The 15755-nt window shown below is 40.9% G+C and carries 10 protein-coding genes and 1 pseudogene; 3 read left to right on the top strand and 8 right to left on the bottom strand.

All coding sequences use genetic code 11. The annotated features are described in order from the left end of the window. Positions 1-36 precede the first annotated feature (36 nt). The 5 genes and pseudogenes from IPP86_10265 to IPP86_10245 all read right to left on the bottom strand — a co-directional run bounded on the left by IPP86_10265 (position 37) and on the right by IPP86_10245 (position 4209). Positions 37-222, bottom strand: a complete 186-nt coding sequence (locus IPP86_10265; protein MBL0138898.1) for a transposase — start codon at positions 220-222, stop codon at positions 37-39. A 263-nt stretch (positions 223-485) separates the two neighbouring features. Next, entirely contained in the window at positions 486-1235 is a 750-nt protein-coding gene (locus tag IPP86_10260; GenBank protein ID MBL0138897.1) for a response regulator transcription factor, read from the bottom strand. A gap of 74 nt (positions 1236-1309) precedes the next feature. After that, positions 1310-1855 (bottom strand): annotated as a pseudogene (locus IPP86_10255) (histidine kinase). Continuing rightward, the gene (locus IPP86_10250; protein ID MBL0138896.1) at positions 1819-1932 is read right to left on the bottom strand and encodes a histidine kinase; all 114 of its coding nucleotides are present in this window, start codon (positions 1930-1932) and stop codon (positions 1819-1821) included. The pseudogene IPP86_10255 and the gene IPP86_10250 overlap by 37 nt, the downstream one beginning before the upstream one ends. Positions 1933-2127: 195 nt before the next feature. Next, positions 2128-4209, bottom strand: coding sequence for a hypothetical protein (locus IPP86_10245; GenBank protein MBL0138895.1), 2082 nt, complete (start codon positions 4207-4209; stop codon positions 2128-2130). A 631-nt stretch (positions 4210-4840) separates the two neighbouring features. Between IPP86_10245 and IPP86_10240 the strand changes: the two genes are divergently transcribed. Continuing rightward, positions 4841-5119 carry a hypothetical protein gene (locus IPP86_10240; protein ID MBL0138894.1) on the top strand — a complete coding sequence of 93 codons (279 nt, stop codon included), beginning with the start codon at positions 4841-4843 and terminating at the stop codon, positions 5117-5119. Beyond that, the gene (locus IPP86_10235) at positions 5119-8616 is read left to right on the top strand and encodes a hypothetical protein (protein MBL0138893.1); all 3498 of its coding nucleotides are present in this window, start codon (positions 5119-5121) and stop codon (positions 8614-8616) included. Before IPP86_10240 ends, IPP86_10235 begins: the two co-directional genes overlap by 1 nt. 82 nt (positions 8617-8698) lie before the next feature. On the opposite strand, the gene IPP86_10230 is transcribed toward IPP86_10235, so the two are convergent. From IPP86_10230 to IPP86_10220, 3 genes are all read right to left on the bottom strand, one after another. Further along, the gene (locus IPP86_10230; protein ID MBL0138892.1) at positions 8699-10303 is read right to left on the bottom strand and encodes a T9SS type A sorting domain-containing protein; all 1605 of its coding nucleotides are present in this window, start codon (positions 10301-10303) and stop codon (positions 8699-8701) included. Between the two features lie 255 nt (positions 10304-10558). Further along, entirely contained in the window at positions 10559-11722 is a 1164-nt protein-coding gene (locus tag IPP86_10225) for a 2-oxoacid:acceptor oxidoreductase family protein (GenBank protein MBL0138891.1), read from the bottom strand. 131 nt (positions 11723-11853) lie between these two features. Next, positions 11854-12978 (bottom strand): hypothetical protein, encoded by a 1125-nt coding sequence (locus IPP86_10220; GenBank protein ID MBL0138890.1) that lies wholly within the window; start codon positions 12976-12978, stop codon positions 11854-11856. Between the two features lie 334 nt (positions 12979-13312). On the opposite strand from IPP86_10220, the gene IPP86_10215 reads away from it, so the two are divergent. Further along, positions 13313-15706, top strand: a complete 2394-nt coding sequence (locus IPP86_10215; GenBank protein ID MBL0138889.1) for a PQQ-dependent sugar dehydrogenase — start codon at positions 13313-13315, stop codon at positions 15704-15706. The last annotated feature ends 49 nt before the right edge of the window (positions 15707-15755 follow it).

Below are 15755 nucleotides of genomic sequence, written 5' to 3'. Positions count from 1 at the left end.
ATAATCATTCTGGCAGTTTGATCAAAGCTGTTTAATTCAATCTGAAAGAGAATGCCGTTCTTCAGCTAGTGAAACAGCGAGATCTTTATATGATTTTCTCCAGGCTTTCAGCAAGCGGAGTTCTATTTCATATTTTTCTGCCAGTGTTTTCAATTCAGTTTTACTGGAATAGGATTCCAAAACAACCAGCAATTTGAAACTGTCTGAGAATTTTCTTTTCATAGAATTCAATACAGAAGAAAATTGATGCCATGGGTAAAATGAAGGGGATTCAATCTGCGTTTCCCGGATAGACATTCGTATTGCCCTCACATTCTTTGAATCAAACCAGGTTTTTTTTGCAGAATTAAGTTATCCCGAAGTCCCCTTGGGAAAGGTGTCAAGAAAATAAATGATTTCCTTACCTACTTAATAAACGGCAGGAATTAGCAACCCGTGGTAAAAGGAAGTTAATAGGCGGCGAAAAGGGCCTGAAAGGGAATAAATCAGGATTTGACTCCCGTAAGACTCACCACTTCGAGAAAGTTGTCTTTTTTCCTTCGTGAAATCTCCACTTCGGAACCGTCAGACATCTGAACAAAATATCCATCCAGCCGGCTGAATTTCTTCACATGTCGAAGATTAATGAGGTGGGAATGATGGGATCTGAAAAAATTGTGATCCTGAAGCATCAGTTCATACTCTTTGATGTTCTTTGTCCCTGTATATTTCTGATCTCTCGTATATATGTGAGTATAAGTACCATCAGCTTCCAGCCGGATTATTTCTTCAGGTTCAAGAAAAGCGAATCCATCTTTGATCGGAATTGCCAGTTTGCTCAATCCGGCATTACTCAAATTTTCAATCAATGAATTGTACTGTTGAGAATGATTGCGCGAAGGTTGTTCAACTGCTTTCCTGACGGCTTCAATCAGATCGTCGGTATCCACAGGTTTAAGGAGATAATCCAGTGCTGAAAAACGAATCGCCTTTATGGCGTAATGCGAATGGGCTGTCACAAAAATCACTTTGAAATCAGCACCGTGACTTTGACGTAAAAGATCAAAACCACTACCCTGAGGCATTTCAACATCCAGAAAAACAAGATCCGGTTTTTGTTTACTTAAAAACTGAATGGCAGCTTCGACAGACGAAGCCTCTCCTATTACATTCACGTCCGGACAATATTCCGTCAGGAGTGTTAACAGTGACTCACGGTTCTGTTTTTCATCATCAACAATCAGTGCGGAAATCATGGTTTGAAAGGAATTTAATTCCTTACCCAATATAATACTTTTTTCCGAATTGTCGAATTTTGTGTATTGGGACATCAGGAAATCAAAATTTCCACCCTCGCGCCCTGTATTTTGCCATCCTCATCAGTCACATCCGAAAGTGTAGCCTGGATATGCTTATTATAAGCTTTGTTATAAGCCTGTATCCTTTCAAAAGTCAATGAGGTTCCAAAAGATAAATGATTTCCCCTGTTTTTACTGTTCCACTCGGCCGCGGCTCCCATCCCTATTCCATTGTCTTCAATGATGATCCTCAGACCAGAATTGTATCTGGAAACATGAAGTGATATTTTTCCACCTTTTTCCATTCTTCCTATTCCATGTTTGATAGAATTTTCAACAAATGGCTGCAACAGTAAAGAAGGAATCAGATAATCATCCAAAGGCAGTCCCTGTTCCACATTCACAACAAATTCAAAGCCATTTTCAAAACGCTGCATTTCCAGTTCAGTATAACTTTTCAATGCACTCAACTCTTCTTCGAGCGATACTTCCTGTGCTTCGGAATGATCCAAAGTGTATCGAACAAGTTTTGAAAACGAGGTTAGGTATTTCTCCGCGGAACGCGAATCATTCTTTGCATATAATTCCGGATAGAATTCATGACATTGAAAATAAAATGTGGATTCATCTGTGCCCGGATTGCGGTCAGTTGCAAGGAGGCCTGACGTTGCTCGATCTCAAATTTCGCCCTGATTTTTGCATCCTGTTATAATAGAGAAAAAGATAAAGAGAGTGATCAATAAAGCGACAACTATGGCGAACCACTTTGTTTGCCACCATGCAGGTAATATGGTAAAGGATAAAAATGCAGGTATGCTGCTCCATGTTCCAGATGAATTCACAGCGGACACTACGAATGAGTATTTACCGGGAGGCAGAGCAAAAACTGCACTTCCCTGTTGGTGGTGTAAGCTGACAGCGTATCTTTTCCATTGATAAGTTTATAGCGATAACCCAACTTACCCATGCTCCTGTATGAAATTCCGGTAAAATTTATTTGTATGGTATTTTCGGTGTGTCTGAATTTTAATTCGCCGGGAATTGATTTGACAGTATTGTTCACCCGGAATTCTGAAATATGAACAGGCGGAACTGTTGAATTTTCAAAATCCGATTTTGTACTAAAAAATGAAATCCCCATGTTCACTGCGGCGTACAATGTATCGTTGATGAAGGCAAGATCACTAATCTCATCACTCATCAGTCCATTATTATTCTGAATATTTCTGACACCGAAACTTAAGATACTTTCTCCATTAAAACGAATGTGACCAATCCCCTTGTTGGTCGCGCACCAAACATCATTACCATCAACTATCACTTTATTAACAAGATCACTGCAAAGTCCTTTCGACTCATCAATCTCAAGAATCGTATCCTTACTCAGGAATAAAACTCCTCTACCTTTTGTAGCAAATACCAAAACGTCTCTTCTCAAACAGATATCATCAACCCTGATATCATCAAGACCTGAATGAAAGGATTCAAGTTTCCCGGTATTTTCATTCAGTTGAAAGACACCTCTGTTACTTCCAATAAGAACATCGCCTTGATATGACAAACCCAGACAATTGATACGCTGATCCGTTGGAAATGCAGCGGTAAGTGTATCATTCGTAAACTTAAATATTGTTCCGGAGCCTGCAGTAAAATAATCTCCTGTACGAGAGCGAACGTAGTTGGTTTTGATACCAAGAATGTATTTCGACTTCAGGAAATGCATTTTCCCTTCCTGAAAATATCCCGGCTTAAAACAACTTAAAAATATTTTTCCTTCATCCGGAAAAGTAGTGATGCGATTCATTGGTTGATCCATGACATAACGGGTTGGATCCAGAATTACCTTACTTGTATTTCCTTTACGAATCATCATTGCTCCCGACCAAAATCCAACATACAATGTGGAATCCATATCACTTGCAAGACTCAAGGGACGTATCCTTGCTTCATCCGAGTATTGAATACCATACACTCCATATCCCGGAGTATAAAATACGCCACTCTTCAAAGTTGAAAACCAATATCCTCCTTCATCATCTTCCAGAATTCCGGTGATGTAATTCCCTTTCAGATAATGTCTGGCAGGTTGATCCGGTTTATTTTCATCGTAAAGGAATACCCCGTCTTCCGTACCGATCCACAAAACCTGTTTGCTGTCTTCATACAATGAAATCACATGATCATAAAAAGTTTGCCGCAATTGAATTGTTTCACCTGAAGTTTCATACAAATACCTCCCGACTGCAAATAAAATATTTGAATTCTTCAGCTTGATCGCATTGAACCGGTTAGCAAAGGGAACATCCACTGAGAAATTTTGATGATTTCCATTTCCTATGTGTAAACTTTGAAAAGGAGATGGTCTCTTCACGGAATTCATCAATGTGGGCAACAATTCTCCTGACTGGTATTCATGAATTAAAAAAGTCGTTCCGGGACAATTTGATTCACTGTATTTCCATTCAACATTTCCTTTGTTGTCGATTCCCATTTCGCCTATACCTTGTATGGAAACGATTACATTCTCTAAGCTGTCTACAAAAAAACCGGTTGGAACCCTGCTCTTGGTACTATCCAGCAATATTTCATTGTATTTATAACCCAGGATTACTCCACCTTCAACATAGAAAAGACGTCCGGAATATGTCTGCATCCAAATTCTACCTTTTGCATCTTCCTGCAATTTGAAAACAGTATTGTCAGACAATCCATTTTTAGAAGTGTAAGTATGAAACTCATAACCGTTGTAGCGGGCTAACCCTTTATCTGTTCCGAACCACAACGCACCTTTATCATCCTGAATGATATGGTAGACCTCGCTGCTTGCCAGTCCATCCGCAGTTGTATAATGATGAAACAAAGGACTGGGTTCCTGACCATATAAGTTTAAAATACCGGCACCGACCCATAAAACAGAAATAAAGTGAAACATTTTATTTGGTCAGTCATTGTTTTTTTCTCCAGGCGAATTATTCAAAAATAGGTTTAATAAGGTATATGCGCAATGTTTCATTCACCCATGGGAGAACATTGAAAAGAATATCAATTGATTTTCATTTTTATACAAAAAGCTGTTGTTTCCTATTTCGTTGAAAAGAAAATTTTTCAATTTCGGGTTCTAAAGGAATCTGATTTGAACCATACTTTGGCACCGGATTTTGACCCAAATATTATTGATAAGCGGGGTGGATTTAGACAGAAACCCATGTGTTTTTCAATTTATCTGCTACAAAATTGAAGCTACGGAATCTCTTAAAAAACAGGATTATTCCCATTTTTAACTAAAATCATTAACATTCTGGATTTGATCGCAGAATTGGAAGAATATTGGCAAAAAGATTTGATTTTCATCGATAAATCGCTATTTTTATAACTCTCTTAAATCAATTTCTTACCTCCGGTAATTGATTTAATAACCTGCGATCACCGGATATTGAATTGCCTCCCCCATCAATTTTATTTCTGGCTTCCTTTGGATTTTCATTTCATGAGAAATCATGAGAAAAATAATATTTGCGTATCCTCAGACAGACAATTAAAATATCAACCATAATAATCTTAGAATGAAAAAAGTTTCCTTTCTGTTTACCTTCTTACTCATTGCGAATTTTGCATTCGCGCAATCAAACAAAGATTTGGGTAAGACAGTTGTCATCCCTTGTTCAGATTTTCACATCACAAGACCGCTTTCTGAAATTGCCAAAGAATTTCCGGTAGATGAAAATTTTGTTTATGAAAAGTCTGAATCGGAAGACAGGGAAGGAGAAAACCACAAAAGTTTCCAAAAACAGTTAAGGATGGTCCGGAATACGGTAATGACCCTGCATCACTTCAAACCTTGATGGGAACAGTTCCAGGCAGAGCACCGATCACTAACTGGCCAGGACAAACAGCTACCGGTTTTAGGCCATTCGATCCGTCCGGTGCAGCGAATGATACGTATTACATTCAGATGATCAACTCAACAACATTCAAAGTGTACAATAAAGTCACGGGTGTTGTTTCATTGACTGCGACATTGGGAAATCTCTGGTCACCTGCGACCGGAAACAATGGAGACCCGATTGTACTCTATGATAAAGCCGCTGGCCGGTGGTTTCTCGCGCAGTTTGGTAATTCGACAAACAAACAAATGTACATTGCCATTTCCCAGACTAATGACCCCTTAGGAGCTTATTATACTTACACATTTACTTCACCTGCGTTTCCGGATTATTTGAAATTCTCTGTTTGGTCAGATGGCTATTACATGACATCAAACCAGGCACAAAAAGTTTTCGCGTTTGACAGAGCAGCAATGTTGATTGGTGATCCTGCTTCCCGTGCGATTTACACCAGTTTCTCTCCACCTCAAAGTACAGGATTTTTCTGCCCTCTTCCGGGTGATGCATCCGATGGTGTTCTTCCACCGACTGGAACTCCCTGCCCTATCTTCTCCTATTCAGACAATGGTTGGGGTGCAGGATTTTCGGATGCAGTAAATATTTACCACATGGCCGTGAATTGGGTGCCAACAACGCCCACTGCTGCCATTACTCTGGCAGCAAACGTACCGATGGCAACTTTTGATGCCTCCTATGATCCCAGCTGGAACGACGTATCACAACCTGGCACCACTCAAAAACTTGATGGTATCGGTGGAGTTTGTATGTATCGTTCACAATGGAAAACATGGGCTGGTTACAACACTGTTATTCTTAACTGGGGAGTAAAAATCAGTGCGACGCAAAGAAGTATAAAATGGTGTGAACTTCGACAAGACCAAACAACCGGAACCTGGAGTGTATACCAGGAAGGAATTTACACTCCCGATGCAGCCACGCGCTGGATGGGAAGTATTGCGATGGATAACAATGGTTCGATTGGGCTCGTATATTTAAAATCAGATGCCACATCCATCTTTCCGGGACTCTATTATACCGGAAGAAGAAGTTGCGACCCGCCGGGTACCTTTACAATCGCAGAAACACAGGTTGTTGCGGGCACAGGTTCACAAACAACCTCAAACCGTAATGGAGACTATGCACAGTTAGTACTCGATCCGGATGGAGTTACATTCTGGTTCACCGGTGAATACATGGGCGGAACAACCGGAGGATCTGCTGCAAAGACGCAGATTTTCTCCTTTCAGATTCCTGTTTGTACCAGCGATGCATCGGTTCTTATTTCTCAAACAAGTGGAACAGTTCCACTGTGTCCTGGTGGATCTGCAACATTCACGGCTCTTCCTACCAATGGAGGAACAACCCCTGCCTATCAGTGGAAAGTTAACGGAATAAATGTAGGCACCAATAGCAATACTTACACATCATCCACTTTGAACAACGGGGATCTTGTTACTTGTGTAATGACATCCAATATGCCGGGTGTAACCGCGAACCCCGCAACTTCTAACACCATAACGATTACTGTCAGCCCGAATTTGACACCTGCTGTTTCAATTGCTTTAACGGGCGGAAGCAATCCTTCCTGCTCCGGATCAGCAGTAACTTTCACTGCGACTCCGGTGAACGGTGGCGCAGCACCATCTTATCAATGGAAAGTGAACGGTACAAATTCAGGAACGAATAGTGCTTCCTTCACCAGTACCACTATTACAGACGGGCAAATTATTACCTGTGTGATGACCTCGAATGCCACATGTCTTGCAATTCCGACTGCTACTTCAAATGGCATCACTATGTCCATCTTACCGCAGGGAAATCCAACAGTTTCTATTGCACAGACAGGTGGTACGAATCCAATTTGCTCAGGGGCTAATGCAACTTTTACCGCAACACTTGTTGGAGGCAGCAGCCCGACCTACCAATGGTTAGTCGATGGTAGTAACGCAGGCTCCAATAGTCCGACATTTTCAACTTCTTCATTGACGAGCGGACAAACAGTTTCTTGTTCCGTCATTGCAACACCGACATGTCCGCTGACCACAGTTGTAACTCTTGGAACCGGTACAAGTGTGAGTTCAACTACAAGTGGATTAGCTTCCGCATACCCTACATATTATGGTAACGGAAGACAACAATATCTTATTCGTGCTTCGGAATTAACAGCTCTAGGATTTACAGCGGGTACAATTAACTCACTTGGATTTACAACCAATGCAACAGTCGGAGATCCTGTTACACTTAATGGCTACACTATTAAATTCGGAGCCACAGCCTCAACAACACTTAGCACAACATTTAATACTGCGACGTTTACAACTGTTTATGGACCGCTCAACTACACTCCTACTACAAACGCGCTGAACACACATACGTTTACGACACCTTTCTCCTGGAATGGAAGTTCTAACATTGTTATTGATATTTGCTTCTCGAACCAGGTAGTCGGAGTTACAGGCTATCAAAATACATATACAACATCTTCATTTGTTTCTACAGCCTACTACCAGGCGGATGCCTCAGGTGGAGCCGGAGCTTGTACCCAAACTACCGCAACAGCAAGCGGTTCAAGAAGACCAAATATGAAAATCGGAAGAAATAGTTCTTCAGGAAATGCGACTTCCAATGTACTTACCGTTTCGGTTGTTGCAGCACCGGGCATCTCTTCCTTCACCCCAATATCCGGAAGTGCCGGAACATCAGTAGTAATAACAGGAACAGATTTTGCTTCTGTAACAAATGTTCTTTTCAATGGAGTAGCGGCCACTTCATTTACCGTGAACAGCCCAACTCAAATTACCGCTGTCGCCCCGGCTTCAGGTAATGGACCTATTACGGTTGTTACTTCAACCTGTGGAAATACTGTAAGCGCTGGAAATTTCTCCTATGCGGCAACCGGGTTTACACTTAACGTAAAAATGTTCATTGAAGGTTTCTATCTGGGAAGCGGTACGATGATCGGAGTGATATCGCCAGCAGTTACTGATACTGTGACCATCCAACTGGCCTCGGCTACTACGCCTTATTCAATTTTGTACTCCGACAAGAAAACAATTTCCCCTTCGGGAAATGGATCATTTTCATTCCCAACCGCGCCACAGGGAACATCCTACTATATTGTAATCAAACACAGAAACGGATTGGAAACCTGGAGCAGCAGTCCTTTGTTGTGTAACAGTAGCAGCGTTAGTTACGATTTTAGCAATCTCCTTTCAAAGGCTTATGGGAACAATTTACATGATCTGGGAGATGGAAATTTCGCGGTATGGAGCGGTGATGTAAACCAAAATGGAATTATTGACAGCTTCGACTTTAACAGTATCGAGAGCAGTTCTCAATTGTTCTTGTATGGATATCTCACCAATGATCTTACAGGTGATGGAATCGTTGAAGGAGCGGATTACTCGCTGATTGAAAATAATTACAATTTATTCCTCATTCTTTCCAAACCTTAATTTGGAGAACAAACAAAAGAAACAGAGCATTCTTCTAAAACATACTAAGCCACGCAATTTTCTGAAAAGAAATTCGCGTGGTTTACATTTTTATTAGCTTACCTGTAAAATTTTTCTTTCCAATTTTTAAATGAAACAAATAAAGTCCATTCGAATATGAATTCAAATCCACAAAAATACCGGAACAGTTCTTTTGCCTTATAAATAAGACTTTTCGTCCTGACAAATCATACAATTCTAATTCGGTATCAGCTTGTTCATTAAAATGAAAATTAACCGAGGTTGAAACAGGGTTTTCGTATTCCACACCAACGTCAGGTCCATTATCAGCGATCGCAGTTGAAAAAGTAGTATCCGAGAGGTTTGCAAAAAATGCATTGTAATAATGTCCGGGATTGTAAACGATCCCATTGATAAGACAAGGTTCACGCATTTGACCTGCCAGGACAAGGTTACCATTCAGACCCTTTTTCAAGTGAGCACTTACCCATGCAGCACTTCCCGGTGATGAAACCGATTCAGCCAGATATCTGTACCAAACGATATTTCCATTTGCATCCCATTTAACAAGAATGCAGGTCCCTTCATATCCTCCAGCGATGTTCACATGCAAGGTGTCACCAAAAATTATCAAATCATTGCTGATATTCAATGCAGCTACACGTTCATTTCCTGCAACAAAAACTACTTCGCCGGTAATATCCGGCCAGTGAATAATTGTATCGAAAGGAATTACATCGCAATGTTCAATCTGCAGAAATGAATTTAATCTGAGAAAATAGATCCGGTTTCCGCTGTCACACAAGGCCTGATTCCCAAAAAAAGCACTGTCAGCACACTGACCGGAAATCCACAATTGTCCATTTTGATCTGATGTTATATCATGGATGCGGTCGTAACCAGGGCTGCCAATCTGAGTAACGGAAATTAAATTTCCGGAAGATGTAAATCTGGCAAGCAATCCATCAACATCATTTGCGGGGCCATAAGGCTCAAGAACATTCCCATTCAGGACCAAAGCACTTTGAAAAGTTGCACTCACACATAAGGTATCCTGATTCAACAAAAGCTTTGATTCAATCAAATCACCTATGTCAACATTCCAGATCTCAACACCAAGAGGTGAAATTTTCTTCATTTGATTTTCAGTTATAACATAACAATTTCCGACATTATCCACAGTCATATCCAGAGCATAAGCAGGCAGTGGAAAAATCCATTCGAATGCACCGGTTGTCGATTGTTTTAAAACATAACCGCCATGACAACATCCATAAGGATAAGGATAAGTAGCCTGATTTACAAATATGGAAGTTGTATTCGAGATAAATTTCCCAATCGAATAAACAGAAGTGCCAAATACCTTGATTGCTTTTGAATCTTCCAATCCATTTGAATTACCAGAAACTGTCATCCAGTCAAGCAAACCCGAAGCGTTGGATTTGCAGGAAAGTCCGTCTTCATACCAATATCCCTGGTAAGACAGGTTTCCAAATTGATTCGAAGTAGTAGTTGGCCGGATATAACCGCTAAAATAAATATTACCCTGACCATCAAAATCCAATGCCGTGAATTTAGAATTGGTACTATCATATGCGACTACATTACTTACAACCTGAGCACCGACTTTTCCAGAAACAATAAACAGCATCAATAAAATAAAACAAAGGTTCAAGAACTTTTTCATAGCAGCTAATTTAGACTTCGAAAGTATTGAATAAGAAATCCGCTAATACCGGATTTATGCGAACATATGAATTTTGGATGTAAAAGGGAGAAATTAATCCAGTAAAAATTAATTCCTCTTCAAACACGATAATTCATCCCAAAGATACACTTGAGGAAAATACCTATGTCGTTGAAAAATAAAGATGGTTATTCAAACAAGATTCGCATCAAGTTAAACAACGATTCAAAACAACGTAAGAACCTTCGAAAATAATCAGGCAAATGCAAGGAACATCTTATCCAAATCAAATTTCTTCGCGATTTTATTTTCATTAAAGACACTAAGCAAGGCATCCATAGGAAGGATTTCAGTAACCTTCAAGAAATAAAACAAGCTATAGAGAGATGAATTTTTTGCTCCACCCTGCTCTCTGAATGGAAATCTGAAAATTTCAGCTTTTGTTTCTGGAACGTCGAGTGAACTGTCAATAAATAATTTTCCACCCTTCATTCCTGCAAGTGTTTTCTTCGCGTATTGCAATCCATCCGCCGAAGTCACGCAAATTACATCCGGATTCGGCGAACCGGTGTATAAAATTTCTTCAGGAGAAAGTATCACTTCCGCCGCGGAAAAACCAACACCGACTGTTACCGGGTAGCTTCCTTTTTTTGTTCCATGCAATCCGGAATTAACACCAGCTTTCAATAAAAATTCAGCTGCTGCCTGAACACCTTCTCCGGCTGATCCACAAAACATCAAACGCAAGGGTTCGTTCAGCGTGGAAGAAAATCCTGGCTGGATCGCGTCATCATTGCTAAACAATGATTTCCGATCCGCATGAACTACCGTATGGTATCCTTCCGTCTCATTATCTACAAACTTCTTTATCGACAATCCAGCGCTTTCAACAATCTTCGAAAGCTTCATTCCCGGATTCGCTTTTACCCCATAGCTCGGACAAATCTCCATTACTTCAATCATTGAAAATCCTTTTTTTGAAAATGCTTCTGCCAGTTGCTCAGAAAAATCCGAAACACCTTCCAAGCGTGCCACATAAGAAACTCCATCAATCGAAGAAATCAGTTTGCAAATATCATAACCGGTCTTTTGTCCGCCTTCCGGAAGTGTAGGTGTTTTGAAACCATAAGGAGTAAACTCGCTTGGCTGACCGCCTGTCATACCATAAAGCATGTTGTTGTGAATTACTACCGTCATGTTGAAACGGTTGTGCGCGGCATCAATCAGATGTTGCATCCCTATTGTTGCTCCACCATCTCCTATAAACACAATCACTTTTTTTGAAGGATTATTCAGAGCAGCTGAAATACCTGTCGCCAGAGCAATTGAGCGGCCATGCAATCCATGTACAGTATGAGTCAGAAAAGATTTGTCAATTATTCCATGGCAACCGATATCAGTAACCAGGATCACATCCATCGGATCATAGTTCAGAAGCTGGAAAGCTTTTCTGTATTCACCGCGACATGATTATGTCCACATCCTTTACAGAATGGCAATGGCGCATCAGCTAAAAAATCCTTCATCATAATATTTCTTTGATTTGAATTTTAAATTTTATTTACAGCTTCAATAATGCGGTCAGGTGTGATCATTTCCGCAATCCCGTTTACACCACTGACTTTTTCGTTACCTGCATCGCCAAAAAGTATCTGCCGGTATTGCCCGTTTAAATTCTCTTCAGCGATAATGACCCGTTCATATTTATTCATGATTTCAAAATATTTCGGAGGCACAGGTAATAATGTTTTGGGAACAAAGAGCGAAACTTTTTGTCCTGATTTCCGCAGACTCTTCACCGCTTCCCTGCATGCAGAAGCAGTAATTCCATAGGATACTAAAAGAACATCAGCACCGGATTGTTCATCATAATCATAAAACATATAACGCTCCGGATTCAAATGGTGTTTGTATTCCAGTCTTTTGGTATTGTCAATTGCTTCCTTTGAAGTATTTTGAATTATTCCTTTCTGATCGTGCGTAGACGCGGTAAAGCGTACCTGATGTTTTGGATTTCCAACTTCTAAAAATTCCGGCACCAATGTTTCATCGGTCTTATATGGAACATAAGTGGATTCCCCTGAATAGCGTTTGCGAACGATAGGCAAAATCTCGGGCAAATGATCAATCGCGAAAGTCGACAAGGTCATGATTTCTTCTTTCGAAGTGAGCAATACCACAGGAGTTCTGAGTTCGATTGCCATTTGCATTGCCTTGTGGGAAATCTCCCAGCAATCTTTCATACTGCTCAAACCGATTACAGGCAATGTATATCCACCGGATATCGCACCATGCAACAAAGCAAGATCTCCCTGAGCGCCACAGGTGGCAGTACCTGTCGCCGGACCAAGCCTTTGTACAAGAATGATGAGCATTGGCAACTCCATCATGTAAGCCATGTTCACAGATTCCAGCATCAACGCGAATCCCGGAAATGCTGATGCGGTAACAGGAAATTTTCCTGTACACGCAAAACCACACATCCATTGCAATGTGGAGATTTCATCCGGCGCAGCGAAGAAAGAGGGAAATCGTTCGTGTGAATACACATACAATAAATTCGCCGGAGTGATGGGATAGCCAATAAACACATCCGCACCCGACCGGGCCAAGGATTCAACAATCAGCTCTGACCCATCCATGATCAGTTGTTTTTCAACCTGCTCAGTAAGCATATTTTAAAATTCTAAAGATTGACCGATTCAAATTCCATTTCAGCATATTCCTATAAAAGTATTTTTATGTTCCGGATTAAAGAATGACATATATCATTTTACCCCTGATTGAAATTCTGACTTGAAAACACCAAAATAGCCGAGAAGCACCATAAAAGAAATTTCCAGTTTCAAAATTTTAACTACCCCGAGATCCAAAAAAAGAGTCAAAATTACAATTTCACATAAACTAAATTAACCGTATTTTTTAGCTTCGTTTTAGATTTTAGTGCATATAAACTCATAATCGCTCCAGTAATCGCTCCTAAATTTGCAGGCTGTATTAAAAATCTCTATGCGAATCAAACAATTAGGAGTTACTGCGATATTATTCCTGGCGCTATCAAATCTCATCAATGCCCAATCCTTCCCTACCGGTTTTAACCAGGTTCTTGTTGCACCCGGCATTTCCGCTCCGACAACCATGGCTCTGGCTCCAGACGGGAGATTTTTCATTGCTCAACAATACGGGCAGTTACGCGTTGTAAAAAATGACACTTTACTAAACCAGCCTTTCATCAGTCTGAATGTAAACATCGACGGCGAGCGCGGACTGCTGGGAGTTGCCATAGATCCTCTGTATCTTACGAATCACTATATCTACCTCTGCTATACTGTTTCAAGCGGGCTCTTCAACAGAGTCAGTCGATTCACCGCGAGTGGTGACACAGTAGTTCCCGGCAGCGAAGTGGTAATTCTTGACCTGGATACACTGATCGCGAATTATCATGGTGGTGGACATCTGGATTTTGGTCCGGATGGAAAATTATATATCGCTACAGGAGAAAATGGAAGACCTAATTTTTCTCAGGACCTGGATAGTTATCTTGGTAAAATCCTGCGCATAAATCCGGATGGTAGTACTCCTGTTGATAATCCTTTTCCCGGACCTGCAAAAAGACAAAGGGTATGGGCATGCGGCTTTCGTAACCCATTCACATTTTCATTTCAACCCGGAACAGGCCGCATGTTTATCAACGATGTAGGCGAAGTAACCTATGAAGAAATCAATGAAGCCACTCTTGGTGGTGGAAATTATGGTTGGCCTGCAGCTGAAGGTAACAGCACCAACCCGGCATTTGTTAATCCTGTATATACTTATTTGCATGGAGTAACATTGGGTACAGGATGTGCAATTACAGGTGGAACATTCTTTAACCCTGACACCACGAATTATCCGGCATCATATCTCGACAAGTACTTTTTTATTGATTACTGTGGAAATTGGATAGACATGATCACACTGGACAGTACCCCTGTTTGGTCGAACTTCGGAACAGGTATCGCGAATTATGCAGTTGGGATGCTCACGGGACATGATGGAAATTTGTATTTTCTGTCAAGAAACAATGAAGCTTTATATAAAATCACCTACTCTTCTACCAACACACCGATAGTTGTAAATCAACCCTTGAGCCAGATGGTTTCTGTGGGTTATCCTGCAACGATGTCTGTTACCGCAAGTGGTGCGCCTACATTGGCTTATCAGTGGTACAAAGACACTACGCATATCCAGGGAGCAATCGGGAGCAGCTATACAATTCCTGTTACCGCGTTCAGTGACTCAGGTTACTATCATGTTACTGTAACCAATTCATTCGGGAATACTGTGAGCAACGATGCGTACCTGACCATCACTTCCAACCAACCACCACAAGCGGTGATTGACACACCTGCAACTGCAAGTTTCTATACTGCTGGTGACATCATTCATTACCATGGCAGTGCTACTGACCCGGAAGATGGGACCGTTCCGGATAGTATGTTGGAATGGGTTGTAGTTTTTCATCACGATACACATGTGCATCCGGGCCCAACAGCGATGAGCGGTGTAAGTTCCGGAACATTCACCATTGGTAACGTTGGCGAAAAATCAACCAATGTATTTTACCGATTGTACCTGATCGTGCACGATTCAAACGGCATGGTTGATTCCGCTTATGTGGATTTATACCCAAGAGTGTCAACACTTACTATCACCTCCCAGCCTTCTGGTTTAACTATTAATCTCGATGGCCAGCCATTCACAACTCCACATACAGTATTGAGCGTGGAAGGAATGTACAGAATGATTGATGCACCTGTATCACAATCCTACGGATCAACTCCGCTTGTTTTTACAGCATGGAGTAATGGTGGAACCAATTCACAAACATTCACTATCCCTGTGAATGATACTATTTTCACTGCGATTTATGATTCAATTCAATTGAACTACTCTTTGGGTAACGATACAGTCCTGTGTACAGGAAATACACTGAATCTCGATGCAGGTTCAAATTATTCAAGTTATGCCTGGTCTGATGGATCAAACAATCCTACTGTTTCCCTTCAGTCAAACTCTCCCGATACAATTTATATTGGGGTGACTGTGAGAAACGCGAATGGACTTACAGGAAACGATACCATCATGGTAATTTTTGAAACATGCACAGGAATTGCTGAAGAAAAATATAACTCCATCAATATTTACCCGAATCCCGGAGTCAATGAAATTTCCATAGCAGGTCAAAAGGTTGCTTACCAGGTTTACGTTTACGATATCAGTGGGCATATTATCATTGATAAAACTTCTGTTCCTGCTCATGAAACGAAGAAATTAAAACTTTCACCGGGATCCTATGTTGTGGTACTCAGGTCCGGAAACAATCAGGAATTAGGACGGAAGCATATTGTTGTAGCCAAATGATCCTGATTAAAATATAGCCTGCGCCCTCCCGAAGATTCATTTTAAGTAC

The organism is Bacteroidota bacterium (genome assembly GCA_016720935.1).
In the GTDB taxonomy this organism is placed as follows: Bacteria; Bacteroidota; Bacteroidia; order AKYH767-A; family 2013-40CM-41-45; genus JADKJP01.
This window is presented reverse-complemented; position numbering and strand designations above follow the sequence as displayed.

Coding starts and splice junctions, on each gene's coding strand:
- IPP86_10225 (MBL0138891.1), bottom strand. CDS start 11,722: ATGGATGTGATCCTGGTTACTGATATCGGTTGCCATGGAATAATTGAC.
- IPP86_10265 (MBL0138898.1), bottom strand. CDS start 222: ATGAAAAGAAAATTCTCAGACAGTTTCAAATTGCTGGTTGTTTTGGAA.
- IPP86_10215 (MBL0138889.1), top strand. CDS start 13,313: ATGCGAATCAAACAATTAGGAGTTACTGCGATATTATTCCTGGCGCTA.
- IPP86_10260 (MBL0138897.1), bottom strand. CDS start 1,235: ATGATTTCCGCACTGATTGTTGATGATGAAAAACAGAACCGTGAGTCA.
- IPP86_10240 (MBL0138894.1), top strand. CDS start 4,841: ATGAAAAAAGTTTCCTTTCTGTTTACCTTCTTACTCATTGCGAATTTT.
- IPP86_10230 (MBL0138892.1), bottom strand. CDS start 10,303: ATGAAAAAGTTCTTGAACCTTTGTTTTATTTTATTGATGCTGTTTATT.
- IPP86_10245 (MBL0138895.1), bottom strand. CDS start 4,209: ATGTTTCACTTTATTTCTGTTTTATGGGTCGGTGCCGGTATTTTAAAC.
- IPP86_10220 (MBL0138890.1), bottom strand. CDS start 12,978: ATGCTTACTGAGCAGGTTGAAAAACAACTGATCATGGATGGGTCAGAG.
- IPP86_10235 (MBL0138893.1), top strand. CDS start 5,119: ATGGGAACAGTTCCAGGCAGAGCACCGATCACTAACTGGCCAGGACAA.